This is a genomic window from Mycolicibacterium neoaurum, assembly GCF_036946495.1.
GTDB lineage: Bacteria > Actinomycetota > Actinomycetes > Mycobacteriales > Mycobacteriaceae > Mycobacterium > Mycobacterium neoaurum_B.
In genome coordinates, this window is record NZ_JAQIIX010000002.1 from 1539570 (window position 1) to 1564180 (window position 24611).

Annotated in this window: 24 protein-coding genes; 16 read left to right on the plus strand and 8 right to left on the minus strand. The window is 65.6% G+C overall.

The features are described from left to right. Positions 1-3: 3 nt before the first annotated feature. Both PGN27_RS12845 and PGN27_RS12850 read right to left on the minus strand, forming a co-directional pair. Complete coding sequence (locus tag PGN27_RS12845) at positions 4-1548, minus strand: aldehyde dehydrogenase family protein (RefSeq protein ID WP_213448669.1); 1545 nt, start codon at positions 1546-1548, stop codon at positions 4-6. Next, positions 1545-2825 carry a class-III pyridoxal-phosphate-dependent aminotransferase gene (locus PGN27_RS12850; protein ID WP_335326461.1) on the minus strand — a complete coding sequence of 427 codons (1281 nt, stop codon included), beginning with the start codon at positions 2823-2825 and terminating at the stop codon, positions 1545-1547. Before PGN27_RS12850 ends, PGN27_RS12845 begins: the two co-directional genes overlap by 4 nt. A 182-nt stretch (positions 2826-3007) precedes the next feature. Between PGN27_RS12850 and PGN27_RS12855 the strand changes: the two genes are divergently transcribed. After that, a complete protein-coding gene (locus tag PGN27_RS12855) occupies positions 3008-4543 on the plus strand; it encodes an APC family permease (RefSeq protein WP_030136882.1) in 1536 nt (511 codons plus the stop codon). A gap of 30 nt (positions 4544-4573) precedes the next feature. Here PGN27_RS12855 and PGN27_RS12860 read toward each other — a convergent pair whose 3' ends face one another. Continuing rightward, the gene (locus PGN27_RS12860) at positions 4574-5389 is read right to left on the minus strand and encodes an NAD-dependent epimerase/dehydratase family protein (RefSeq protein WP_335326462.1); all 816 of its coding nucleotides are present in this window, start codon (positions 5387-5389) and stop codon (positions 4574-4576) included. Next, complete coding sequence (locus PGN27_RS12865) at positions 5386-5844, minus strand: MarR family winged helix-turn-helix transcriptional regulator (RefSeq protein WP_335326463.1); 459 nt, start codon at positions 5842-5844, stop codon at positions 5386-5388. Before PGN27_RS12865 ends, PGN27_RS12860 begins: the two co-directional genes overlap by 4 nt. 273 nt (positions 5845-6117) lie before the next feature. Here PGN27_RS12865 and PGN27_RS12870 point away from each other — a divergent pair, with 273 nt between their 5' ends. From PGN27_RS12870 to PGN27_RS12890, 5 genes are all read left to right on the plus strand, one after another. Continuing rightward, positions 6118-6729: a LysE family translocator gene (locus PGN27_RS12870; RefSeq protein ID WP_335326464.1), complete on the plus strand. Its 612-nt coding sequence runs from the start codon at positions 6118-6120 to the stop codon at positions 6727-6729. Between the two features lie 61 nt (positions 6730-6790). Beyond that, positions 6791-7972: an FAD-dependent monooxygenase gene (locus tag PGN27_RS12875; protein WP_335326465.1), complete on the plus strand. Its 1182-nt coding sequence runs from the start codon at positions 6791-6793 to the stop codon at positions 7970-7972. Positions 7973-7988: 16 nt separating this feature from the next. Next, the gene (locus tag PGN27_RS12880) at positions 7989-8603 is read left to right on the plus strand and encodes an acyl-CoA-like ligand-binding transcription factor (RefSeq protein ID WP_335326466.1); all 615 of its coding nucleotides are present in this window, start codon (positions 7989-7991) and stop codon (positions 8601-8603) included. 59 nt (positions 8604-8662) lie between these two features. Further along, on the plus strand, positions 8663-10564 hold the full coding sequence (locus PGN27_RS12885; RefSeq protein ID WP_335326467.1) for a flavin-containing monooxygenase: 1902 nt from the start codon (positions 8663-8665) through the stop codon (positions 10562-10564). Positions 10565-10566: 2 nt separating this feature from the next. Then, positions 10567-11592, plus strand: coding sequence for an alcohol dehydrogenase catalytic domain-containing protein (locus tag PGN27_RS12890; RefSeq protein ID WP_335326468.1), 1026 nt, complete (start codon positions 10567-10569; stop codon positions 11590-11592). A gap of 474 nt (positions 11593-12066) precedes the next feature. Here PGN27_RS12890 and PGN27_RS12895 read toward each other — a convergent pair whose 3' ends face one another. Together PGN27_RS12895 and PGN27_RS12900 are read right to left on the minus strand one after the other, a co-directional pair. Further along, complete coding sequence (locus PGN27_RS12895; RefSeq protein WP_335326469.1) at positions 12067-13617, minus strand: FAD-dependent monooxygenase; 1551 nt, start codon at positions 13615-13617, stop codon at positions 12067-12069. 21 nt (positions 13618-13638) lie between these two features. Then, complete coding sequence (locus PGN27_RS12900; RefSeq protein WP_335326470.1) at positions 13639-14079, minus strand: MarR family winged helix-turn-helix transcriptional regulator; 441 nt, start codon at positions 14077-14079, stop codon at positions 13639-13641. A 111-nt stretch (positions 14080-14190) separates the two neighbouring features. Here PGN27_RS12900 and PGN27_RS12905 point away from each other — a divergent pair, with 111 nt between their 5' ends. Then, on the plus strand, positions 14191-14595 hold the full coding sequence (locus tag PGN27_RS12905; protein ID WP_335326471.1) for an organic hydroperoxide resistance protein: 405 nt from the start codon (positions 14191-14193) through the stop codon (positions 14593-14595). Between the two features lie 53 nt (positions 14596-14648). Here the strand turns inward: PGN27_RS12905 and PGN27_RS12910 are convergent, their stop codons facing one another. Both PGN27_RS12910 and PGN27_RS12915 read right to left on the minus strand, forming a co-directional pair. After that, on the minus strand, positions 14649-15638 hold the full coding sequence (locus PGN27_RS12910; RefSeq protein WP_335328724.1) for an agmatine deiminase family protein: 990 nt from the start codon (positions 15636-15638) through the stop codon (positions 14649-14651). A 20-nt stretch (positions 15639-15658) separates the two neighbouring features. Beyond that, positions 15659-16639, minus strand: a complete 981-nt coding sequence (locus PGN27_RS12915) for a nitrilase-related carbon-nitrogen hydrolase (protein ID WP_335326472.1) — start codon at positions 16637-16639, stop codon at positions 15659-15661. Between the two features lie 82 nt (positions 16640-16721). On the opposite strand from PGN27_RS12915, the gene PGN27_RS12920 reads away from it, so the two are divergent. The 9 genes from PGN27_RS12920 (at position 16722) to PGN27_RS12960 (ending at position 24568) form a co-directional block, all read left to right on the plus strand. After that, the gene (locus tag PGN27_RS12920) at positions 16722-17312 is read left to right on the plus strand and encodes a TetR/AcrR family transcriptional regulator C-terminal domain-containing protein (RefSeq protein WP_418888595.1); all 591 of its coding nucleotides are present in this window, start codon (positions 16722-16724) and stop codon (positions 17310-17312) included. Positions 17313-17486: 174 nt separating this feature from the next. Then, a complete protein-coding gene (locus PGN27_RS12925; RefSeq protein WP_335326474.1) occupies positions 17487-18611 on the plus strand; it encodes a YeiH family protein in 1125 nt (374 codons plus the stop codon). A gap of 29 nt (positions 18612-18640) precedes the next feature. Beyond that, complete coding sequence (locus PGN27_RS12930) at positions 18641-19588, plus strand: ABC transporter substrate-binding protein (RefSeq protein WP_335326475.1); 948 nt, start codon at positions 18641-18643, stop codon at positions 19586-19588. 12 nt (positions 19589-19600) lie between these two features. Then, the gene (locus PGN27_RS12935; RefSeq protein ID WP_019511707.1) at positions 19601-20287 is read left to right on the plus strand and encodes a queuosine precursor transporter; all 687 of its coding nucleotides are present in this window, start codon (positions 19601-19603) and stop codon (positions 20285-20287) included. Between the two features lie 86 nt (positions 20288-20373). Next, positions 20374-21033 carry a 5-oxoprolinase subunit B family protein gene (locus tag PGN27_RS12940; protein WP_036463421.1) on the plus strand — a complete coding sequence of 220 codons (660 nt, stop codon included), beginning with the start codon at positions 20374-20376 and terminating at the stop codon, positions 21031-21033. After that, complete coding sequence (locus tag PGN27_RS12945; RefSeq protein WP_030136853.1) at positions 21030-21914, plus strand: 5-oxoprolinase/urea amidolyase family protein; 885 nt, start codon at positions 21030-21032, stop codon at positions 21912-21914. The genes PGN27_RS12940 and PGN27_RS12945 overlap by 4 nt, the downstream gene beginning before the upstream one ends. Positions 21915-21930: 16 nt before the next feature. Beyond that, the gene (locus PGN27_RS12950) at positions 21931-22515 is read left to right on the plus strand and encodes a GNAT family N-acetyltransferase (protein WP_051937426.1); all 585 of its coding nucleotides are present in this window, start codon (positions 21931-21933) and stop codon (positions 22513-22515) included. 203 nt (positions 22516-22718) lie between these two features. Beyond that, a complete protein-coding gene (locus PGN27_RS12955; protein WP_335326476.1) occupies positions 22719-23867 on the plus strand; it encodes a uroporphyrinogen-III synthase in 1149 nt (382 codons plus the stop codon). After that, positions 23864-24568 (plus strand): sirohydrochlorin chelatase, encoded by a 705-nt coding sequence (locus PGN27_RS12960; RefSeq protein WP_335326477.1) that lies wholly within the window; start codon positions 23864-23866, stop codon positions 24566-24568. Before PGN27_RS12955 ends, PGN27_RS12960 begins: the two co-directional genes overlap by 4 nt. Positions 24569-24611: the final 43 nt, after the last annotated feature.

Here is a 24611-nt window from a genome sequence, read left to right on the forward strand (position 1 = left end):
AGGTCACCTCTTGATCAGTTGAGCGAGTTCCTCGACGACCAGCGCGCGCAGCTCAGCGCGCAGGACATCGAGATTCGGATCGGTCGAACGGGGCTGCGGCGCGCGCCTGGTCGGCACCGGCGGTGCGCCGTCGCCGCGATCGTTGGAGGCTCGCGGGTAGGCCGGAACACTGCCGGTGGGCGCACGCCACGGTTGGATACCGCCGAACTCGGCCATCTGGACGGCCGAGTCGGAGTTGTAGGCGATCCTGGTCCAGTTCACGAGATTATCCGGTTGTAGGTTCTCCCCGATCGAGCTGCGACCCACAAAGCCTGTGCCGATGGTCATCGACGGCGCCAGGTTGGTTTCCAGACCCGAGCTCCCGGTCGAGTTCCCCACGTTGACCGATACCCGCAAAACCGGCACCTGCGTGGCGAAGTCGGTTATCACCTCGGGGTTCTCGCTGTGGATGGCTGCCGAATGGCCGGCACCGGCGATCCGTACAACTGCACGCGCCGCCCGGATGCCGCGAGCCGTATCGGCGGCGGTGGTCATTCCGAGGACGGGGGACAACTTCTCGTGAGCCAACACCTCCTCGGAGATGACCTGGCCGAACGGCGCCACCAGCACTCGGGTCTTCGGAGTGACCCGCAATCCGGCCTGACCGGCGATCCATGCGGCGTCTCGCCCGACCACATCGGTATTGAGGTGCCCGCCCGGGAACATGAAGGCGCGCAACCGACGTGCACCATCCTCGTCGAGGACGTAGGCACCGGCCCTGGTCAACGCCGCCTGGAGCTTGTCCGCGATACCCGCCTCGGCGATGAGGACGGACTCATTGGTACACAGCACCGAGTTGTCGAAAGCCTTGCTGTCGACGATCCGTCGCGCGGCCGCGGTGATATCGGCGCTCGCGTCGACGAGCACCGGGACGTTACCCGGTCCGACACCGAGCGCAGGATTACCGGAGGAGTATGCGGCCCGGACCACCGCCGAACCACCGGTGGCCACGATGACATCGGTACGTTCGTCGGCCATCAAGGCCTCGGCCAACGGGATGGTCGGCTCGTCGACAACCTGGATGATTCCGTCGGGCGCGCCGGCCGCCTCCGCCGCGGCGGCCAACATCCTGGCCGCGTCCGCCGAGCACTGTTTGGCCCGCGGGTGCGGCGCTATGACGACAGCGTTGCGTGTCATCAACGCCAGGATGGTCTTGAAGTACACGGTGGCAACCGGATTGGTCGTCGGTGTCAGTGCCAGCACTACACCCGCCGGCCGTGGCAGTTCGACGATCTTGCGGTTGTGGTCGACTCGCGGTGACACGAAGTCCTGGCCGCGATAGTGATCGACGATGCCCCGGGAGCAGGCGCGGTTCTTGATCACCTTGTCGGCCACCACCCCCATCCCGGTTTCCTTCACAGCATCGGCGGCGAGTCGTTCGGCCTCCCGGTATCCTGCCTCGGCGACCGCGTTGACGATCGTCGACACCGTGGCCGTGTCGTATCCGGCGTAGGCCGCGGCTGCCCAGCGGGCACGTTCGAGCATGTGGCCGGCCTGTGCGGTGTTCATGATGCCCTTCTTCCGGTGGCGGCTGTCTTGGCCCGGCCCACCGCGACATCGAGGCGGTCCAGGACGTCTTCACACAGTTCACGGGACAGCAGGAGACCCGGTTTGAACTGGAGCACACGGGGATCCAGCGTCGAGAAGATCGCCCACACCCCGTTCTCATAGAGTTCGCGCATGACGTACTTGGCCCCTTCGGGATGGTCGAACTCAAGGCCGATGACGACACCGTTCTGGCGGATACCGGTCAGCCAGTCGGGATGGTCGGCCTGGATGCGTCGCAGGCCGTGATCGAACAGATCCGAGATGTAGTGGACCATCGACCGCACCTCGGGCCGGGTGCAGATCTCCAAGGTCTTGATCGCGGCGACACAGCCCAGTTCGGCGCCACCAAACGTCGAAATGTGCCCGAAGCCATCCTGATCCAGCCATTGCGCCGCCCGCTCCCCGAGCAGCGCCGCAGTGATCGGATACATTCCGCCGGACAATCCTTTTCCGGTCACGATGATGTCTGGTTCGATACCGTGCTTGGTGATCGCCCACAGTTCGCCGGTGCGCATCAACCCGGTCTGGACCTCGTCGGCGATGTACAGAGTTCCGTGTCTTTCGGTGGCGGCCTTCACCGCTTCGAGGTAACCCACTGGCGGAAGCGGGAATCCGTATGTCGCGGGGATCGTCTCCATGATCACCGCCGCCACGTCACCTGGGGCGAGGGCGCGTTCGATAGCGTCGATGTCGCCGAAGGGCACCTGTAGGAACTCGTCGGGCCGGTCGGCGAGGAACAACTTGGTGAAGCGGTCGTCACCGGTGGCCACGGCCAGGCCGGTATGGCCGTGATAGGCCTTGATGACCGAGACGATCTTGCGTCGTTGGGTGCCATGGCGTGCGCTCTTGAGCGCGATATCGATCGCTTCACCACCACCAGACCCGAAGGCCACCTTCTTGATCGACGCCGGCGCCGTTTGCACCAGACGCTGAGCGAGAGCGGTCCTCGCGACCGAGGGGAAGTGGTGGTTTCCCACATCGAAATGCGTCATGCCGTCCGAAACAGCCTGCATCACTTCAGGATTCCGATGTCCCAGATTGTAGGTGCCACCGTTGAGGTGCATATCGATCAGACGTCGACCGCCCATGTCCCACAGGAAGTAGCCCTCGCGGCGGTCGATCACCAGATCGACTCCGGAATCCGTCCAGAACTGCGTCTTGTCGGGGTTCCAGAAGGCGGTCGCCTGCTCCAGGACCTGTTCCTTGGATTCGAACGCGAACGTGCCGTAGTCGTACATGCGACTCCTCTACTGCCACGGGGAAGCTGTGACGCCGCCCACCATAAAAGGAGTAGACCAATTAAGTCAATGGTCTGTTTTTGGGTATTGCCAAGCTCAATTGGTAGTGCCAATATCGACTGGTTCGCATGTGGCCTGTGCCACACCGACTCCCAACCCTCAGCGTGGAAGGTGCGCTATCGATGTCCGTAAACTCTCGACCCGCTGGAGAAAAGCCAGTTCAAGAGGTCCAGCGACTCAAGCGCAATGCCGTGGGCACGGTGGGCGTGATCTTCATGGCCGTCGCCACCGCAGCGCCGATCACCGCCATGGTGGGTAACGTGCCCATCGCAGTCGGATCCGGAAATGGTTCACACGCCCCGGCCGGCTACATTGTCGCCACCGTCGTCCTGGGTCTGTTCGCCATCGGCTACGCAACGATGGCCAAGCACATCACCACCACCGGGGCTTTCTATGGCTACATATCCCACGGCCTGGGCCGGGTGGTCGGAATGGCCAGCGGAGGGCTCATCACGATGGCCTACGTGGTGTTCGAGGCGTCGTTGATCGGCATCTTCTCCTTCTTCGCGCAGAACATGCTGTCATCACAGCTCGGCGTGCACGTGCACTGGATCATCCCGGCATTGCTCATGCTCGCGGCGAACGCGATCTTGACCTACTTCGATGTGAACCTGACTGCGAAGGTGCTCGGCGTCTTCCTGGTCACCGAGATCGTCATGCTGGCGCTGGGCGCTGTCGCGGTGCTTTTCCGCGGGGGTGGTCCGCAGGGCTTCGCGGTGGCCGAGACCCTCAATCCCCTCGGTGCGTTCAGCCCTGCCGCCGGAATCGCCGGCGCAAGTGCGGGACTCGGCCTGTTCTTCGCCTTCTGGTCATGGGTCGGATTCGAATCGACCGCCATGTACGGAGAGGAATCGCGCGACCCCAAGCGAATCATCCCGCGTGCCACCATGATCAGTGTTCTCGGTGTTGGCGCGTTCTACGTCTTCGTGTCGTGGATGGCGATCGCAGGCACCGGTCCCGATCGAGCAATCGAACTGGCCCAGGACGCCGACACCGCCTCGGAGATCTTCTTCGCGCCCGTCCGCAGTACGTACGGCGAATGGGCGATCATGGTCTTCAACGTGCTTCTGGTGTCGGGTTCGTTTGCCTGCGGTATGGCCTTCCACAACTGCGCCTCGCGGTATCTGTACGCGCTGGGACGCGAGGGCCTGTCAACTCGTCTGCAGAAGACCATCGGCGCGACACACCCCACTCACGGGTCACCGCACATCGCATCCTTCGTGCAGAGCGGCATCACCCTGGTGATCATCCTGTCCTTCCTTTTTGCCGGCCTGGACCCCTACGTGCACATGTACACGCTGTTGGCGATTCTCGGGACGATGGCCATCTTGATCGTCCAATCGCTGTGTGCGTTCTCGGTGATCAGTTACTTTCACATCCGCAAGAACCATCCGGTGTCCAAGCACTGGTTCAAGACATTGGTCGCTCCCGGTCTCGGCGGCGTCGGCATGCTCTATGTGGTGTACCTGCTATGGCAGCACAAGGACACCGCCGCAGGTACCGCCTCGGGCACCCTGCTGTTCACGTTGACCCCCTGGATCGTCGTGGGTCTGTTCGTGTTGGGTGCGGCGCTGGCCACCTATTTCAAGCTGCGCGATCCCCGACGCTACGAGCTGATCGGACGAATCGTGTACGAGGACAGCGAGATCCGGGACTGACCCGTCATCGCGGCGTCTGGCCGGATCGGGTCACAGCAGTCCGTCCGCGACGGCCTGGTGAACGGTGCGCACCGCCGGCCGGAAGCCGAGACGCCGCGCCAGCGATCCATCCATCACCAGATGCCACGGGTTCGGCAGCGGTTCGGCCGACGGATCCATGGAGCCGCCGGCAAGGTGGACAAGTTCGTAGAGGGACATGGCGGCCTCGTCGCCGACGTTGACGATCTGGCCGTCGAGGGCTCCGGTCAGGGCCAGCCCGGTCACGGTGGCGATGTCACGGTGATGGATCATGCTCATCCGTGCGGCCGGGTGCATGCAGCGACCGGCCACCAGCGGGGGCAGCGCATCGAGGTGTCCGTCGCCGTCGCCGTAGACGAACCCGTAACGCTGGATCGACCAGGTCAAACCCGCTGTGCATAGCAACTTTTCGGCTGCGATCTTGCTGGCGGGATAGGCAGCGGTGGCGGCGACCGGATCATCTTCACGGCCCGGCCTGCCGCCACCGGGGCCGTACACGTGGCTCGTGCTGGCCATGATGAACCTGGCCTCGGGTGCGACTCTGGCCGTGGCCTCGACGAGATTGCGGGTGCCGTCGAGGTTCGTCCGCCAGATCAGGTCCTCATCGACCGAACGGAACATGGCGGCCAGGTGGATGACGGCATCCGCTTGCTCAAGTGCCTGGGCGAGCGTGTCACCGTCGAACAGGTCGCCGATCACCTCGTTGGCACCGGCGGGAGCGGACCCGGGCCGGCGCACCACCGCATGACAGTCCAGGCCCTGCTCGAGCAGCCTGCTGACCAAGCGAGATCCCACCAGTCCGGTCGCACCGGTCACCACGACCTTCATGTGTGTCCTTCCTTCCGGTATCGCTCGAGACGAGCGGTGGCCGTTCTGAGCACCCGGACGGCGATTTTCAGGTCATCGGGGTCGATTCCGTCGAAAGCCATCGCGTGAATCTGCCCCAGATCTGGTAGATCTCGCCACAGCGCGCGTCCTGCCGGGGTGATCCGCAAGAGCTTCTGGCGCATGTCATCGTCGGCGGGCACCTGCTCGATCAGCTCTTTGCGCACCAGCGCGCCCACCACCGAGCTCAACGTGGCCCGCTCGACCTGAAGGCGGCCCTGGAGCTCGCGTTGTCTGACAGGGCCGTCTTCGACCAGGAAATACAGCACGTACCACTGCGTCGCCCCGAGACCGAATGGCCGTAGCGAATCTTCCATGGCCTCGCGGGCGGCCAGGTAGCAGCGTTTGGTCCAGGCACCGATCGTGTCGCGGTGACCCCGTTCCTCATTGTCTGGCACCAGACAATATTGTCTGGTGCCAGACAAACTGTCAAGCGGACACGTCGCCGAGGAGGTGGATGGTCGCACCCGTGACGGCGAGCCGGAAAACCAGGTGCGCCGCCGCGCCGCGGCGTGATACCCCTTGTGGCCACTGAGAACTCCGATGGAGAGGCAACCATGAGTGGCATCGTCGACGTCGCCCGCAAGCACACCGAGTGCGATCCCGCGGCGATCCGACGAGTCGTTCGCACCTGCACAGGATCGCCGGGTGTGACACCGGGTAGCTAGCCCGTGACCATCGAAACCGCACTGAGTTTCGCGGGCCTGTGCCTGCTGTTGTCCATTTCACCCGGCCCCGATTCGCTACTGGTGCTCCGGCTCGCCCTGAACCGGCCGAGGGAGGGCATCTTCGTCGCCGCGGGCTCGGCGATGGGCTCGCTGCTGTGGGCCTGCGCCGTCGCGGTGGGATTGGCGCGCTTGCTGGCCGCCCACCCCGGACTGGTCGATGTCCTGCACTTCGTCGGCGGGGCCTACCTGATCTATCTCGGCATTCGCGAGGTGTTCGACACCGCCGAGCTGGTCGACGCCTCCGTCCCCCAGATGCGCGCCGAAATGGCCGGCTTCACCAAGGGACTTGTTTCATGTCTGCTCAATCCCAAGGTTGGACTGTTCTTTCTGCTGCTGGCTCCGCAGTACGCGCCCGACCTGACGGTCGGCTCGATCCTGGCACTGGGGGTCATCGACGCGGCGGTGGCCTTCCTCTACCTCACCGCGCTGGCCGTCGCAGCGGCACGCGTCTTCACACGCATCACCAATCCACGCGCGCAACGCCGCCTTCGGCTGGGATCCGGGGCGGCGATCGCCGTCGTCGGCGTCCTCGTCCTGGTGGAGGCCCTCACCTGACCGCACAGGTTGCGTATCACGCAATTTTGCGGGCCACGCACTTTTCGTGCAGGATGGCGGCATGACGACACCGCGCATCTTGATCGCCGGCGCCAGCATTGCCGGTCCCGCGACCGCTTTCTGGCTGATTCGTGCCGGTTTCGAGGTCACCATCATCGAGCAATCACCCGAGCTCCGATGTGGCGGTAACGGGGTCGATATTCGATCCGAGGCGCTGACCGTCATCGATCGCATGGGCCTCACCGAGGACGTCAGGGATCGCGCCATGGTGAACCACGGAATGCGGTTCCTCGATCGATCCGGCCGGCAACGCGTGCGCTTCCCGACCTCCGAGGTCGAGAACATGGTGGGTTCCGAAGATATCGAGATCACCCGCGGTGATCTCGCGCACCTGCTCTACGCCGCAACCGAATCCGACGTCGAATACATCTTCGGTGACACAGTCACCGAGCTGAACCAGGACGGCGCCGGGGTCGACGTCACCTTCGCCCGCACACCTGGACGGCGATTCGACGCGGTGATCGGCGCCGACGGCATCCATTCGAAGATTCGGCGGGCAGCGTTCGGTCCCGAGGACCACTATCGCGTTTTCAAGCAGCATTACTACGCCGTGATGACTGTCGATTCCGCTGTGGGCGAGCCATTTTGGACGACGTTCTATAACGAGCCCGGCAGGTCGGTGGCGATCTACTGCGATGAATCCGGACACGGATTGCTGACCTTCACCTTCCACAGCCCGACCCCGTTGAGCTATGACTACCGCGACATCACCGCTCAGCGCCACCTGGTCCGCGATGCCTTCGCCGAATCGGGATGGCACGTTCCCGCACTTCTCGATGCGGCGGACGCCGCCGACGACTTCTACTTCGATGCACTGGACCAGATTTCGATGCCGTCGTGGTCAACCGGGCGTATCGCGCTGGTCGGCGATGCCGCCTATTGCGCATCACCGGCATCGGGGGCCGGCGCACTGCTGGCGCTCACCGGAGCCTATCGTCTCGCGGGCGAACTGAGCCGCACCGATTCACCGCCGGACGCTTTCGGCCGGTACGAATCCGCCCAGCGTCCGCTGGTGGCAGCCAAGCAGAACCACCTGTTCACCTACATCACGGTTCCCCGGACCCGATTCGGCATCGCTGCCCGAAACATCATACTGTCCAGTCCGATCCCCCGCATGCTTGGGCGACGATCCCCGCACAGCACGAACAACCTTCCCGACTACTATTCTCGACCGATCAAGTGACGAGGGGACACAAGCTGTGAGTGCTGATCCGCCCTCCCCTGCAGCAGGAGATGGCCTGCGCGAGCGCAAGAAGCGAGAGATGCGCGCCCGCCTCAGCACGGTGGCGCTAGACCTCGCGATCGAGCACGGCGTCGCAGGGGTTCGCATCGAACAGATCGCGTCCGCAGCCGGAGTCTCACCGCGGACGTTCAACAATTACTTCCCCAGCAAAGAGGCGGCGATCGTAGGCGTCGCCGCGATCCGCGCCGATGTCTTCCGCGCGGCATTGCGTGCGCGCCCCGCCGACGAGCCACTTCCCGAAGCACTGCGCGCCGCCGCGGCCGCGCTGTTCGAAGATGAGCCTGACCGCGCCTGGATGGCCCGCTCTCGCCTCATCCGATCCGAGCCGTCGTTGTTCGCCGAGGAACGCAAGTCCGATATCGAGGTCGAACGGGTCCTGGCCGCCGAGATCGGTGACCGGACGGGCACCGACCCGCACGTCGACCTAACTCCACGGCTGGCCGCCGCGACCGTCATCGCCGCCATCCATACCGCGGTCCAGTACTGGCTGGATGTCCCTACCGCCGGAACGCTACGGGAGGTCGTCGAACGGGCCATCGTGGATTGCCCGCTGGGCGGGCCAGGCCCATAGCCAGCACCCCTGCCTCACACCCTTGCCTCATTCCGCAACCCGCCGTAGCGTAACCACTTGTGACGCGTAGCTTCCACGCCGGCAGACCGTTCGATACCCCCGACGCCGATATCGCCGCGGCATTGGAGCAGGTCAGCATTCCGACGCTGCTGCTGTCACTGGTTCACATCACCGGCGACCCGCGATTCATCCGCGACTTCAAACAGGCCGGCCTCTTTCTCAACGAGGTGCAAGGTTTCATGTCCGAGGAGGACAAGGCCCGCGCACGCGCCGAGGCCCTTCCCATCTTGACTGCGTACCGCGACGCCGGTTGCCCGGTACCGGAACCTCTTCCGCCGGAACTGATCCGAGAGATGCTCGATTGGGCAGCCTGTGAACACGTCGGCGAGGACAACCTGCCGCTGGTACTCGAGGAGCTCGACCTCGACGGAATCGACCCACGGCGACCGCGTGTACTAGCGAGCACCGGCGACTTCCACGTCATCGTCATCGGCTGCGGTGAGTCCGGCATCTTGGCCGGCGTTCGGCTCAAGCAGGCCGGCATCGGCTTCACCATCCTGGAGAAGAACAGCGGACCCGGCGGAACCTGGTGGGAGAACAGCTATCCCGGAGCACGTGTCGACGTCGCCAACCACTTCTACTGTTACAGCTTCGAGCCCAGCAATCACTGGGACCACTTCTTCGCCGAACAGCCGGAACTGCGGCAGTACTTCGCCGATGTGGTGGATCGCCACGAACTCGGCAAACACATCCGTTTCGACACCGAGGTACGGCAACTCGACTGGGATGGTGACCGATGGAACATCACCACCGGCGACGGCGCGACCTTCAGCGCCAACGCCGTCATCACCGCCGTCGGACAACTCAACCGCCCCAAGTTCCCGGACCTCCCTGGTGCCGAAACGTTCACCGGCCCGTCGTTCCATTCCGCTGCCTGGGATCACGGCGTCGATATCACCGGAAAGCGCGTCGCCCTGATCGGTGCCGGGGCAAGTGGATTCCAGATCGCACCCGCAATCGCCGACAAGGTGGCACGCCTCAACGTCTTTCAACGTACCGCCCAGTGGATGTTTCCCAATCCCATGTACCACGAGCCCGTGGCCGATGGCGTGCGGTGGGCAATGGAGCACCTACCGTTCTACGGCCGCTGGTATCGCTTCCTGCTGCTGTGGCCAGGCGCGGACAAGGGTTTGGACGCCGCGCTGGTCGACCCCGACTACCAAGACCAGAGCAATGCCGTCAGCGAGATCAACGCCATCGCGCGCATCATGTTCACCGATTGGATCACCAACCAGGTCGGAGATGATCCCGACCTGCTGGCCAAGGTGTTACCCGACTACCCTGCCACCGGTAAACGCACCCTGCAGGACAACGGCAGTTGGTTGAGCACACTCAAACGCGACCATGTCGAGCTAATCAGGACCCCGATAGAGCGCATCACCGAGACTGGAGTGGTCACCACCGACGGCGCCACCCATGATGCCGACATCATCGTGTACGCCACCGGATTCCGTGCCACCGACGTCTTGTTCCCGATCACCGTCACCGGCCGCGACGGTCTCGACCTGCACGAGGTGTGGGGCACCAGGCCGTATGCCTACCGCAGTATCACCGTGCCGGGCTTCCCCAACTTTTTCATGACCTACGGACCGGGCGCCCACCTGGCGCACGGCGGCAGCCTGATCCTGAACTCCGAGTTGCAAATGCGCTATATCAACCACTGCCTGGAGCACCTGGTCACCGCCAACCTGCGGTCCATCGAACCACTACCCGAGCCGACCACCGAATGGCACCGGCGGTCCCAGGATGAGATCCGCAAAACCGTCTGGGCTCACCCATCGATCACCCACTCGTACTTCAAGAACGACGACGGTGAGATCCACACCGTCAGCCCCTGGCGGCTGAGCACCTATCACGCTGCCGTGCGCGAACCCATCTGGTCGGACTTCCGAGAGGAATGAGCATGCGTTCTGTTGTCGTCGACGCCGAAGGCACCGTCAGCGTCCAGAGCCGTCCCGACCCGTCCCTGCCCGGCGCGGATGGTGCCATCATCGCCGTCGACGCAGCGGCGATCTGCGGATCAGATCTGCACTTCCTGGAGGGCCACTACCCGCTGGTCGGACCCGTCGCACTCGGCCACGAGGCAATCGGTACCGTTGTCGAAACCGGTTCGGAGGTAGCTGGTTTCGCCGTGGGCGATCGGGTATTGGTCTCCTCGGTAGCGGGCTGCGGCCAGTGTCCGGGCTGCGCAACCCGCGACCCCATCCGCTGTGTACTCGGGCCCCAGATCTTCGGATCCGGTGCGCTCGGCGGCGCACAGTCCGACTTGCTCGCGGTACCCGCGGCCGACTTCCAGCTACTCAAGATGCCGGAGGGCATCAGTACCGAGCAGGCCTTGCTGCTGACCGACAACCTGGCCACCGGATGGGCGGCAGCACTGCGCGCCGATATCCCGGTCGGCGGCACCGTGGCAGTGATCGGCCTCGGCGCGGTCGGTATGTGCGCACTGCGCAGTGCATTGACCCTCGGCGCAGCCACCGTATATGCGGTCGATCCGGTGCAGGCTCGCCGCGACCGAGCCGCCTCATGGGGTGCGGTGACCATCGATCCTCCTGCCGTGCAATCCATTCGGGAAGCCACCGGCGGGCTGGGAGTCGACGCCGTTATCGATGCCGTCGGCACCGACACCACCATCAGCGATGCCATCGAGAGTGTGCGCACCGGTGGCACGGTGTCGATCGTGGGTGTGCACGATCTGCAGCCCTATCCGCTGCCGGCACTGGCCTGCCTGATCCGCAGCCTCACGATCCGGCTGACCACCGCCCCCGTCCAACAGACCTGGCCCGCATTGATCCCGCTGTTACAGGCCGGCCGGCTCGACGTCGACGGTATCTTCACCACCACATTGCCGTTGGACGATGCCGCGGCCGGTTACGCGGCGGCGATGGCGCGGTCGGAGGACCACCTGAAGGTGCAGCTCATCCCCTGAGCTCGCCGCCTCCATCCACAGCCTGCAGATTCTTCTTGCGCGCCTGAAGATCGCGGCGTACTGTCGAACACAAGTTCGAAGCGAAAGTGGCTCCCACGAGATATCCGGTGAGCCCGTGTCGGTGATCCAGTCACCGAGAGGTTCTACAGCTCCGACAGGATCTGTGCGAACCGACGTGCCTGAATGGCATTGTGCTGGCCCTTTACGAAAGGGTGGGTCCGGTATGTAGCCACCCATCACGATTCTCTCACCGCCGTCGTGATCGGCGGTCACACTGCGAACAACGTGTCGCCTTTACGCTGCCGCAGGGCGAAAGCTGCTGTGCACCTTGACAACTACATAGTGAAACGCGCGCCTGGCGGGATCTGGTGAAAGCCGCATCCCTGGTCCCGCCACGCCGAACAGCTGCCCAACAGAACAACTGGGCCCGCGCATTTTGGTGGGCGGTCACATCCTGATCGACGGACGCGGACCCTAGACGAACGTCCGCTTCAGGTACCCCACCAGCGCGTCGGCATCCACCGCGCCGGTATAGCCCAGATGTCCGTCGGGACGCACCACCACGGCAGCGGGGCCACCCGCACCGTAAGCTGCGGCAAACTCGCCCATTCCGTCGCGCACCAAGGGCAGGGCGGTCGACTCGACATCCGCGTCGGGATGGGCGATGACGTACACGTCGAGAAGGCCGTGTGCGGCACGCTCGGCGGCCTCGGCGGCGGTCTCCAGCTCCTCGAAACCCGTTGCTGTGTCGGCATACAACAGCAGGGTATGGCGAGTGCCTGCCAACAGGGTGAACAGTCGCATCGGCTCGGTCTCGGCCGCTCGGGTCAGCCCGCGTGCATCCGGTGCCCGGCCGCCGGCACCCGGGGCCACGAGGGGACTGCCCGCGTAGCTCACCAGCAGTTGCGCCTCCCGACGGATCACGTAGTCGGGGTCGGTGGAGTCGGCACCGATCCCCTCCCGGGCGCTGCGCACGGTGCGTCCGACCACCTCCTCACCGATGGGTCGGCGCTCCACGTCATAGCTGTCGAGAAGACCGTCGGCCGCATCGCGGGTCACGGCCAACGCCAACTTCCACGCCAGGTTGTAGGCGTCCTGGATTCCGGTGTTCATACCCTGCGCACCAGTGGGCGGGTGGATGTGCGCAGCATCGCCGGCAACGAAAACGCGGCCGCTGCCGTAGGCGTCCACGATTCGGTGGCTGATCCGAAAAACCGAGGACCAGCGCATGTTCCGAGCCGTCGTCGGCTCGGGCGACAGCCGGTCCAACACCGCTTGGATGTGATGCAGCTCTGGTGTGCCTTCACCGAAGCCGTGCTGCACACCACCCTGGGTGGACAGCTCAGGTGGCACCAGCATCGACATCCGATAGCGTCCCCGGCCTGGCAGCGGAATGCACACGAGAAGGTCGTCGACCTTGCCCCCGGAGTTGTGCATGGATCGCACGGCGTAACCGGGAGGCAGCGTCCAGTCCACCTCGACGTCGGCCAGCATGTACTGCTCTTCGAAGGCGGCGCCCTCGAAGCTCAGGCCCAAGGTCTTGCGGACGATCGAGTGCGCACCGTCGGCACCGATAAGGTATTGCGCCCGAACGGGTGTCGCGTTGTCGAGCATGGCGGTGACACCGTCGGAGTCCTGTTCGAAGCCGGTCAACCGGACGCCACGTTCGATGCGCACGCCGCGCGCCGTGAGCTCCCGGCGCAATACCCGCTCCGTGCTGTACTGGGGTATCCCGATGAAGCGGAACGGCACATCGTCGGGAAGCGTCAGCTCGATATCACCGACCCGTTCACCGTTGACATACGCGATCTGCCCGCGGAAATGCACCGCCGCATCGAGGATCTGGCGCACGATACCCATCCGCTCGAACACTTCGAGGGTCCGGGGTTGTACACCAACAGCTTTGGCGTACTGAGGAGGTTCGAGCAGTGGATCGATGATCCGGACAGCCACGCCGCGCCGGGCCAACTCGATGGCGGCGGTCAGTCCGATCGGGCCGGCGCCCGCAATCAGTACGTCGGTCACGCCCGAGATTATGCCTGAGCGTCAGTTTTCACGGACGTGCGATCGCAGATTCTCACGCAACTTCACCATGCCCTTCTGGATGGCGCGCATTTCGTCGGGCTCCAAACCGGTGGCGGCCATCAAATCCATTTCTACGCCGCGCTCGCGCAGCGCGCGGCCCGCATCGGTCAGACTGACCAGCACCTGACGCTCGTCATCTGCCGAACGCTCCCGCCGGAGATAACCGGCACCCTCGAGTCGCTTCAGTATCGGGGTGAGGGTGTTGGACTCCAGGAAAAGCTTCTCGCCGAGGCCGCTGACGGTCTGGTGATCGTCTTCCCACAAGGCGACGATCACCAGGTACTGCGTGTACGTGATGCCGAGCTTGTCGAGGATCGGTTTGTACGCCTTTCCGTAGGCGAGGTTCGCCGAGTAGACGGCGAAACACAGGAACTCTGAGAGCTGTGGAAGCTGCGGCTTCATACCCCTATTCTAGCGCGCGCGATTGAATCGGGAATGAAGTAAATCGCCGTCGGGTTACACGGATCGGTCGGAGCGAAAGCCCCGGCCGCCGAACCCTCGAAGGAGAAGACCATGTCCGTCGTCTACACCGCCGCAACCCACACCACTGGCGGACGTCAGGGCGAGTCCTACAGTTCTGACGGCAATCTGGACATCCAACTGACCGCACCCGGCGCCGAGGGTACCGGTACCAATCCCGAGCAACTATTCGCTGCCGGTTGGTCGGCCTGCTATCTGAGCGCGATGGGACTGGTTGCCGGCCAACACAAGGTGAAGCTGCCCGCGGAGACCGCTGTCGACGCAGAGGTGGACCTGGTGAACGGCGACGGCGGGTTCTCGCTTCAGGCGCGTCTCAACGTCAGCATCCCCGGCGTGGACCCCGAGACAGCACGCAAGATCGTCGAGGGCGCACATGAGGTATGCCCTTACTCGAAGGCCACCCGCGGCAATATCCCGGTGACCACCAACCTGGTGTGACCCGCAAGCCCAACGGCCTGGGACAGCAGCGGCGCCCCGGGCCGTTCGGGCGGTCAGCGTGGGGAGGGTTGCTGTTGGGTGATGCAGTGAATCCCCCCGCCGCGGGCGAACAACGGCCGGGCATCCACCGATACGACCCGCCGGCCCGGGTACTGCTCGGCGAGAATGGCCGCGGCATCCCCGTCGCGGGGATCGCCGAACGCGCAGGCGATCACGCCGCCGTTGACCACGAGGTGGTTGATGTAGCTGTAGTCGACGTATCCCTCATCATCGGTGAGGACCGTCGGGGCGGGCATATCGACGATCTCGAAGCGATCACCGAGTGCATCTCGAATATTCCTGCATACCAGCGTATCCGGGTGACTGTCGGCAGACTGGGTGTGCAGTAACAGGCGACCGGGCTCGGTGAACGTTGCGACGATGTCGACATGACCGCGCGTGCCGAACCGTTGCGAGTCCCTGGTGAGGCCCATCGGCAGCCAGACCACGTCGGTGGCCCCGATGGTGCGCGCCAGTTCGTTCTCGACATCGGCCTCGGTCAGATCAGGATTGCGGCCGGGGTCCAGTTGTACGGTCTCGGTGACCAGGACGGTCCCGCGTCCGTCGACATGGATGCCACCTCCCTCGTTCACCAGGGGGGACGAGATCAGCGGTACCCCGGCCAGTTCGGCCACCACCGCACCAACCTTGCAGTCGCGGTCCCAGCGCGCCCAGTCCTGGCCACCCCAACCATTGAAGACCCAATCCACCGCGGCGACCGAACCATCGCCGGCATGCACGAAGGTCGGCCCTATATCGCGCATCCAGGCGTCGTTCAGCGGAACCTCGACAGTCTGGATGTCTTGTGAAAGATAGCGTTTCGCGACGTCGATCTCGGCGGGGTCGACCAGCATGGTGACCGGTTCGAACTCCGCGATGGCGTGTGCGACGCCCGCCCACGTCGCCCGCGCCTCGTGTTGTTCCTCGGCGGTGTCACCCAGGGAGTAGCCGGCGGAGGGGAAGGCCATCCACACCCGGTCCTGGGGCGCGCCCTCGGCGGGCATCAGATGGTTCGGCCGGTCACTCACTTGACCACCGCCGTGGCCGCGTGCCCCGCGCCGTAGGGATGCTCGACATCCACCGGTGCAGTCAGCGCGCCATAGCTGTCCGGACGACGCGTCAGCAGGAACGGGAAGAGCTCCAGCCAATCACGACGCTGATCCAGATCCAGATCGGCGATCAACACCGCCTCCTCGTCACGGGGCGCCGACACCAGCACCCGGCCGTACGGGTCAGAGATGAACGAGGACCCGTAGAACGACAGCGTGCCCTCGTCCCCGGTCCGATTGGGCACGACCATGAACAGTCCGTTGCTGATGCCGTGCCCGACAATGACGTGCCGCCACAGCGGCTGGGTATCGAACGCGGGGAACACCGGTTCCGATCCGATGGCGGTCGGATAGACGACGATCTCAGCGCCGCCGAGCGCATAACTCCGCGCCACCTCAGGAAACCATTCGTCCCAGCAGGTCGGCAAGCCCACCCGCGCACCCAACCCCTCCGGCGCATACACCGGGTACGCGTCCTGCGCCGGTCCCGGACGGAAGTAGGTGTCCTCGTAGTAGCCCGCCGAGATCGGGATATGCATCTTGCGGGTACGCCCGACCAGATCGCCCGCCGGCGAGACCAGGATCGCGGTGTTGAAACCGAGACCGTCGGCGTCCGGCGCCTTTTCGTACAAGGAGGCGTGCACGAAGATGCCGTGTCGGCGTGCCGCCTCGGCGGCCATCGAGAAGGTCGGACCGTCCAGCAGGTTCTCGGCCGAGTCACCGGGGTTGGCGCCGGCCCGGGTATCGGCGGGATAGCGCAACAGCGTGATCTCCGGCAGGAACACCGCAGTCGCGCCGGCGTCAGCGGCACGGGCGATGCCGTCGTTGAGCACCCCGATCAGCTCGGCGGCATCGGCGCGCCAGCGGTGTTGCACGAGTGCGACGCGCACCGGCGGCCGTCGCGACTCGGCGGTCCGGGAGAGCGGTTCAGCGGGCTCGGCGGTGAGAATGAGCATGTCGACACTCCTAAAACGAATTGGTTTCGTTTATTGTGAGAGGCGGCGATGCCGTTGTAAAGAGCCGAAAGGAAATCGACCAGTGGGACGACCCCGGATGGCGATTCTGTCCATCGACCGGATCGCCGATGCCGCAATGGATCTGGTCGAGAGCACCGGCGGATTCACCATCCCCGAACTGGCCCGCTCGCTCAAGGTGAGCCCGTCTTCGTTGTACAACCACGTCACCGGGCGCGAGCAGATCGTCGAGCTGCTCCGCGAAAAGGCCATGAGCGCGGTGGCCCTTCCCGCTACCGACGGGCCATGGATCGACGTCGTCGCCGACATCATGCGCTCCTACCGTCGCAGCTATGCCCGTTACCCGAGGCTGATCCCCTTGCTGACCGCTTACCCGATCGCCAGCACGCACGCCGTCGCGATGTACAACGCCCTGGCACAGACGCTGGCGGCCGCCGGGTTCAGCTCCGCCGACAGTCTGCGCGTCATCACGCTCATCGATTCCTTCGTCCTCGGTTCGGCGCTGGACGCCGCAGCGCCCGCGGCGCCCTGGGGGTCCAGTCCCGATGTCGGCCCGGAACTTGCGGCCGCGTTGGCCACCGGGTCGGGCCCGGACCGCGCCGAGGACGCCTTCGAGTTCGGTCTGGCGGTGCTCCTGCGCGGCCTGAAGCGGTAGCACGCGCCCATATGGACTCCTGCTGATCACAACCCCTGACCGCCCATCACGCCGGCCTTATCGTCGGCAGATGGCTCAACCCGTGAAGGTGAACGAGGACTGGCTGGCCGTCATCGTCGGCCTCACCCTGCTGGCACTGGTACTGGTCGGTGCCATCCCGGGCAGCATGATCCCGTGACCCACACCGAGGCCGTCGACACGACCGCCGACGAGCAGACCGACCCGCGCTCATCGCAACTCCCCTACGCAGTAGCGGGCGTGCTGGTGGTCATCGCGCTCGGCGCGGCCACCCGATTCCTGGAGCAGCAGGTACCCGGCTGGGCGGCCGACAGCCCGCTGGCCAAGGTTGCCAAGTCGATCGAGTTCCCGGTCTACGCCATCGCACTGGGGCTGCTTGGCAACGTCATCCTGTCCAAAGTCGCTCTGCGGGAGGCACTCTCACGCGGATTCCGAACAGAGTTCTTCATCAAGACCGGGCTGGTGCTGCTCGGCGCATCGATCAACCTGAAGCTGCTGGTCACCGCGGCCGGCCCGGCGATCGTCCAGGCGCTGCTACTGATCAGCATCGTCTTCGGCTTCACCTGGTGGCTGGGCGGACGCCTCGGCCTGGATGACAAATTGCGCGCACTGCTCGCCTCGGCGGTATCCATCTGCGGCGTCAGCGCTGCCATCGCGGCTGCGGGCGCGGTGCAGGCCAAACGCGAACAGCTGGCCTACGCCGCGTCCTTGGTGATCATCTTCGCCCTCCCGTCGATCTTCCTTCTACCCTGGCTGGCAACGGTGTTCGGACTGTCCGATGCCGTGGCCGGAGCGTGGATCGGCGGCAATATCGACACCACCGCTGCGGTGGCAGCCGCCGGTGCGCTCGCCGGCGAGGATGCGCTGCAGATCGCGACCATCGTCAAGACCACCCAGAACGCGCTGATCGGCATCGTCGCGATCGCTTTGACCGCCTATTTCGCGCTGAAGGTGGAACGAAAGGCGGGCGCACAAGCACGACCCTCGCTACGCGAGTTCTGGGACCGCTTCCCCAAGTTCGTACTGGGGTTCATTGCGGCATCGATCATCGGGACGTTGTATCTGCAGTTCGGCGGCGACAAGGTGAACATCGCCACCGTCAACGATCTGCGCACCTGGTTCCTGATCTTCGCATTCGTCGCCATCGGATTGGAATTCTCGCTGCGCGGACTGCGCGAGGCCGGATGGCGTCCGATCGCCCTGTTCGCCTCCGCAACCGTGGTGAACATCGTGGCCGCCCTGGGTCTGGCTCTGCTGCTCTTCGGAAACTTCACGGTGTAGCCGGTCCGCAAGCGGGTTACGCTCACGGCGTGCCGACACCCTGGTCCCGGCGAGGTTTCCTGCTGGCGCTTGCCTCCGGATCGGCGGCAGCCGCTGCCGCGTGCAGCTCCGAGCCTCGGCCAGGCGCCGTCGCCGACGACGGGTCCGTCACCGTCCAACACGCATTCGGCGAAACCCGCGTGCCCGCGCCGCCCACGCGGGTGGTCAGCGCCGGGCTGACCGGTCAGGATTGCCTGATGGCCGTCGGCGTCATCCCCGTCGGGGTGACCGAATGGTTCGGTGGGCAGCCGTTCGCCACCTGGCCATGGGCGCTCCCGGCCCTCGGCACCGCCCGACCGGTGGTGCTCAACCTCGACAACGGTATCGACGTCGACGCCATCGCGGCACTCGATCCCGATCTGATCATCGCGACCAACGCCGGCCTGGACCGTGACACCTACGACCGGTTGTCCGATATCGCGCCGACGATCGCCCAGTCCGGGACGCAGGCCTTCTTCGAACCGTGGAAGGAGCAGGCCGCAGCCATCGGCGCCGCGGTGTTCAAACACGATGAGATGACCCGGCTGATCGCCGACATCGACACCCGGTTCACGACCGCGGGTACCGAAAACCCCCAGTTCAAGGGCAAACGAGCGCTGCTCTTGCAGGGCAGCCTCGAGGGCGGCGACGTCGTGGTGACGCCACCGGGCTGGCGCACCGAGTTCCTGACCCAGCTCGGTTTCACCGTGGCCGACACCGACGCCACCGTGCCGCGCGATCGGATGGCGCAGGTGCTCGGCGCGGCCGATGTTCTCATCTGGTGCGCCGACGACGCCGAGACTGCGGTGCTGACCGCGGACCCCATCATCGCCGAACGGGGCGCACGCAACGTCTTCACCGGCCGCGACCTGGCCGCGGCGATCGCCTTCAGTTCGCCGTTGTCGCTGCCCGCGGTCGCCGACCAGCTCCCGGCCATGCTCAGGCCCGCGCTGGCCTGACAAGATATCCGGGTGAGCAGTCCGAACGACACCCAACATGGCCCGTCCTACGCGCAGGTCGGTTCGGCCTACTATCCGATCTTCGTAGCGGTCTTCACCGCACTGGTGATCATCTCCAACGTCACCGCCACCAAGGGCGTCGAGTTCGGCCCGATCATCACCGACGGCGGGTTCATCGTCTTCCCGCTGACCTATGTGATCGGCGACGTACTGTCCGAGGTCTACGGATTCAAGGCGGCCCGGCGCGCGATCCTCACCGGTTTTGCGATGAATGCCCTTGCCGCCGCAGCGTTCTGGGCAACCGTGTACCTGCCGGCCGCAGATTTCTACCCGAACCAGGAACACTTGGAGAACATCGTCAGCGCCTATACCGGGCTGATCATCGCGGGCATGGCCGGCTTTCTCGTCGGGCAGACACTGAATGCCTGGTCGTTGGTGCTCATCAAGGAACGGACCAAGGAAAAGCATCTCTGGGCACGTCTTGTCGGGTCGACCTTCGTCGGGCAGCTCGGTGACACGGTCGTGTTCTGCGCCATCGCGGCCAGCGTCATCGGTATCACCTCGTTCAGCGACTTCTTGATCTACACCGCGCAGGGATGGTTCTACAAGACCATCGTCGAGGTGGTGCTGCTGCCCGTCACCTACCGGGTGATCGCGATGGTCAAGCGTCGCGAACCGACCTATCAGCCGGTCGCGTGAACGCGCGTATGAACCTTTGTTAAGGCTCCTCTGTCAAACCCCTCAGACACGTCGAACGCCACGTTACCCGGCGGTAGCTTCGGTAGATGACGCTGACAACGGATGTCCACGTGCCCGGTGATCTGGGCACCGTTCGCGATTACGGCGATCAGGCGCTGCTGCTCGAGTTCGACGGCACCGCGGCGGTATTGGCCTGGACCGACACGCTGAAGAGCGCCGGGCTGCCCGGCGTCCTCGACATCGTGCCCGCCTCCCGGACGATCCTGGTGACACTGGCGGGCCCACGGTATCTGGCCCCCACCCGGCAACGGCTCAAAGCCCTGCGCCTGCAGCGTTCCGTCGACGCATACGGCAAGGCGGCCCAGCCCGACGTCGTGATCGAGGTGACCTATGACGGTGACGACCTGGCCGAGGTCGCCGAGCTGACAGGCCTGAGCGCCGCCGAGGTGGTCGCCGCCCACACCGGCACGCTGTGGCAGGTCGGATTCGGCGGCTTCGCACCGGGATTCGCCTACCTGATCGGTGGTGACCCGCGACTGCAGGTGCCCCGTCGCGCCGAGCCACGGACCCGGGTTCCGGCCGGATCAGTCGGTCTGGCAGGCGAATTCAGCGGGGTCTACCCCCGCGAGTCTCCCGGTGGCTGGCAGCTGATCGGACGCACATCGGCAGTTCTGTTCGACGTCACCCGCGACCGGCCCGCCCTGCTCACGCCGGGGATGACCGTCGCGTTCCGGGCGGCATCATGAGCGTCACGCTGGAAGTACTGCGCACCGGACCGCTGGCCCTGGTGGAGGATCTCGGCAGACCCGGTATGGCGCATATGGGGGTGACCACTTCGGGCGCCGCCGACCGGCGGGCGCACACCCTGGCCAACCGACTGGTCGCCAACCCCGGTGAGCACGCGACCGTCGAGGTCACCTTCGGTGGATTCTCCGCCCGCGTACACGGCGGGGATGTCACCATCGCCGTCACCGGCGCCGATACCGACCCGGCCGTCAACGGAGTTCCCTTCGGCACCAACAGCATCCACTACGCGCGCGACGGTGAGGTGATCTCATTGGGAGCACCGCACTCCGGACTGCGAAGCTACCTGGCGGTGCGCGGCGGGATCGACGTGGCCCCGGTGCTCGGTTCACGCAGCTATGACGTGATGTCGGCGATCGGCCCGGCACCTCTGCGCGTCGGTGACATGCTGCCGATCGGGGAACACAGCACCGACTTCCCCGAGCTCGACCAGGCGCCCGTGGGGTCCATCTCACCGGAGATCGTGGACCTCCAGGTCGTTCCGGGCCCGCGTGACGACTGGTTCGTCGATCCCGACATCCTGGTCCGCACCAACTGGCTGGTGACCAACCGCAGCGACCGGGTCGGCATGCGACTGGTCGGGATGCCGCTGGAGCACCGCCGACCCGATCGGCAGCTGCCCAGCGAGGGCGCCACCCGCGGGGCGATCCAGATACCGCCCAACGGTTTTCCGGTCATCCTCGGCCCCGACCATCCGGTGACCGGTGGCTACCCGGTGATCGGCGTGGTCACCGACGAGGACATCGACAAACTGGGCCAGGTGCGCCCCGGACAGACGGTCCGGCTGCACTGGTCGCGGCCGCGCCTCCCGCACGACATTTGATGGTAGAAACGGCTGTGTGCGCAGTCACACACCGGGACCGACCGCGGTCCGCGACGTCCACACCGCGCGGCTGATCCACACCGCCGACCTGGACGCCGAAACCCGCACGGACGCCCGCCGCATGGTCGTCGAGGCCTTCGCCGATGACACCGAGGACACCTTCGACGATTCGGACTGGGAGCACGCGCTCGGCGGCATGCACGCTCTGATCTTTCACCGTGGCGCGATCATCGCCCATGGAGCCGTCGTCCAACGCCGGCTGCTGTACCGCGATATGCCGCTACGGTGCGGCTACGTCGAGGCCGTTGCGGTCCGCGCGGACTGGCGTAGGCAGGGCCTGGGCACCGCCATCATGGATGCGTTGGAACAGGTGTTGCGCGGGGCCTACCAGCTGGGTGCGCTCGGCGCCTCGGAAGCCGGGATGCAGCTGTATCTGCCGCGCGGCTGGCAGCAGTGGCAGGGGCCCACCTCGGTGCTGGCGCCGAGCGGTACCACCCGCACCCCGGACGACGATGGTGGTGTGTACGTCCTTCCCGTCACTGTCGAACTGGACACCAGCGCGGAGCTCAGCTGTGATTGGCGCGCAGGCGACGTCTGGTAATGCCTGGTCAGGACCTCACCGCCGGCAACGCGCCATGGTGAGCGGAAGTTCACGGCCGGGTTATCGACAGCAGCGCCCCCGCAACAAAGCGCTCATAGCCTCAGATCGATGTTGCCCGCAGCCACCGCAGCACGGCCTGCGGCGACACCCGCGCGCAATCGCGGAGTAACAGCCCGGAAACACCGACTGAATACACAGGTGACATGACTGGACCTGACTGGGCGCCGCTCACCGGGTTCCGGGTGGCGGTGACCTCGGCGCGACGCAGTGAAGAGCTGGCCGCCCTGCTCACCCGGCGCGGTGCCGACGTGACCAGTGCCGCCGCCATCACGATGGTGCCGCTACCCGATGACGACGAGCTGCGGGCCAATACGGAGGCGCTGATCGCGTCCCCGCCCGATATCGTGATCGCGACCACCGGGATCGGGTTCCGCGGCTGGATCGCGGCCGCTGACGGCTGGGGCCTTGCCCATGATCTGACCGCCGCGCTCGGCAACGCCAGGATCGTCTCGAGGGGACCGAAGGCCACCGGCGCACTGCGCGCCGCCGGTCTGCCAGAGGAATGGTCCCCGGAGTCCGAGTCCTCCCGTGAGCTGCTGCACTACCTGTTGGAGGGCGGCATCGTCGGCATGCGCATCGCCGTTCAGTTGCACGGCACCAACGACGACTGGGACCCCTTCCCCGAGTTCCTCGACGAGTTGCGCGCCGCGGGTGCCGACGTCGTGCCCATCCGGGTGTATCGATGGAACCCGGCGCCGCGCAACGGTCCCTTCGATCAATTGGTGCTGAGCATTGCCGACCAGCGTTTCGACGCCGTCAGCTTCACCTCCGCCCCGGCGGTCGCTGCCCTGCTCTTGCGCGCGACCGATCTCGGCGTGGAGCCGGCGGTGCTGGACGCCCTGCGCACCAACGTGCACGCGATGTGCGTCGGCCCGATCACCGCCCGTCCGCTGGTCCGCCTGGGGGTGCCCACCTCCGCTCCGGAACGGATGCGGCTGGGTGCCCTGGCCCGCCACATCACCGACGAGTTGCCGCTGTTGCAGTCACGCCGGATGCGGGTGGCCGGGCATCTGCTGGAGATCCGCGGCACCTGCGTACTGGTCGACGATGTGGTCAAGGAACTACCGCCGGCGGGGATGGCCACCATCCGCGCCCTCGCTCATCGGCCGGGCTCGGTGGTGTCCCGCCAGGATCTTCTCGATGCGCTACCGGGAAGTGGCACCGACACCCACGCCGTCGAGACCGCAGTGCTGCGGTTACGAAACGCACTGGGTGACAAGAACATCGTGACAACCGTGGTCAAGCGGGGCTACCGGTTGGCCGTCGATGAGTACCCGATGGGAGTGTCATGAATCGCGACGTCTCCGCGGTGCTGGTAGCCCACGGCACCCGCAAACCGGGCGGTGTCGACATGATCGGCCAACTGGCCGAACGTGTCTCGGATCTGCTGGATCGCGAGGTCCATGTGGCTTTCGTCGATGTATTGGGGCCGACACCGACGGAGGTCTTGGACAGAGTGCCCGCCGACCGGCCCGCTGTCGTGGTGCCGGCCTTCCTGGCCGGTGGCTACCATGTTCGCGCCGACGTCCCGGCGCACGTCGCGGCCAGCACACACCCGGCCGTGACAGTGACCCCACCCCTGGGCCCGTGTCATGGCACGGTGCGCGTACTCGCCGACCGGTTGCAGGAATCCGGCTGGCGCCCGGGCGATTCGGTGGTCATGGCCGCTGCGGGCACATCGGATCGCAGCGCACAATCCGACCTGCGCCAGACCGCGGCCATGCTGTCGGCCCTGATCGGTGACCGAGTGGAACTGGGTTACGCCGCCACCGGTGCGCCCACGGTGACCGATGCCGTGCAGGCGGCACGGGCACGTGGCCGACGGATCGCGGTGGCGTCCTACCTGCTGGCCGACGGGCTGTTCCAGGACCGGCTGCGCAACTCGGGCGCCGACCTGGTTGCCGACCCGCTGGGCATCCACCCGGGGATGGTCCGGTTGATCGCCAGCCGGTTCCGCCGCGCCGCCGCCTTCCGGTTGTCGACCGCCGCCTGACCAGCCGATTCGGGCCCGGCCCATCTGCTGGGCTAGGATCGTG

Coding starts and splice junctions, on each gene's coding strand:
- PGN27_RS12955 (WP_335326476.1), top strand. CDS start 22,719: ATGACTGGACCTGACTGGGCGCCGCTCACCGGGTTCCGGGTGGCGGTG.
- PGN27_RS12910 (WP_335328724.1), bottom strand. CDS start 15,638: ATGCCCGCCGAGGGCGCGCCCCAGGACCGGGTGTGGATGGCCTTCCCC.
- PGN27_RS12890 (WP_335326468.1), top strand. CDS start 10,567: ATGCGTTCTGTTGTCGTCGACGCCGAAGGCACCGTCAGCGTCCAGAGC.
- PGN27_RS12905 (WP_335326471.1), top strand. CDS start 14,191: ATGTCCGTCGTCTACACCGCCGCAACCCACACCACTGGCGGACGTCAG.
- PGN27_RS12960 (WP_335326477.1), top strand. CDS start 23,864: ATGAATCGCGACGTCTCCGCGGTGCTGGTAGCCCACGGCACCCGCAAA.
- PGN27_RS12875 (WP_335326465.1), top strand. CDS start 6,791: ATGACGACACCGCGCATCTTGATCGCCGGCGCCAGCATTGCCGGTCCC.
- PGN27_RS12850 (WP_335326461.1), bottom strand. CDS start 2,825: ATGTACGACTACGGCACGTTCGCGTTCGAATCCAAGGAACAGGTCCTG.
- PGN27_RS12915 (WP_335326472.1), bottom strand. CDS start 16,639: ATGCTCATTCTCACCGCCGAGCCCGCTGAACCGCTCTCCCGGACCGCC.
- PGN27_RS12855 (WP_030136882.1), top strand. CDS start 3,008: ATGTCCGTAAACTCTCGACCCGCTGGAGAAAAGCCAGTTCAAGAGGTC.
- PGN27_RS12845 (WP_213448669.1), bottom strand. CDS start 1,548: ATGAACACCGCACAGGCCGGCCACATGCTCGAACGTGCCCGCTGGGCA.
- PGN27_RS12945 (WP_030136853.1), top strand. CDS start 21,030: ATGAGCGTCACGCTGGAAGTACTGCGCACCGGACCGCTGGCCCTGGTG.
- PGN27_RS12900 (WP_335326470.1), bottom strand. CDS start 14,079: ATGAAGCCGCAGCTTCCACAGCTCTCAGAGTTCCTGTGTTTCGCCGTC.
- PGN27_RS12860 (WP_335326462.1), bottom strand. CDS start 5,389: ATGAAGGTCGTGGTGACCGGTGCGACCGGACTGGTGGGATCTCGCTTG.
- PGN27_RS12940 (WP_036463421.1), top strand. CDS start 20,374: ATGACGCTGACAACGGATGTCCACGTGCCCGGTGATCTGGGCACCGTT.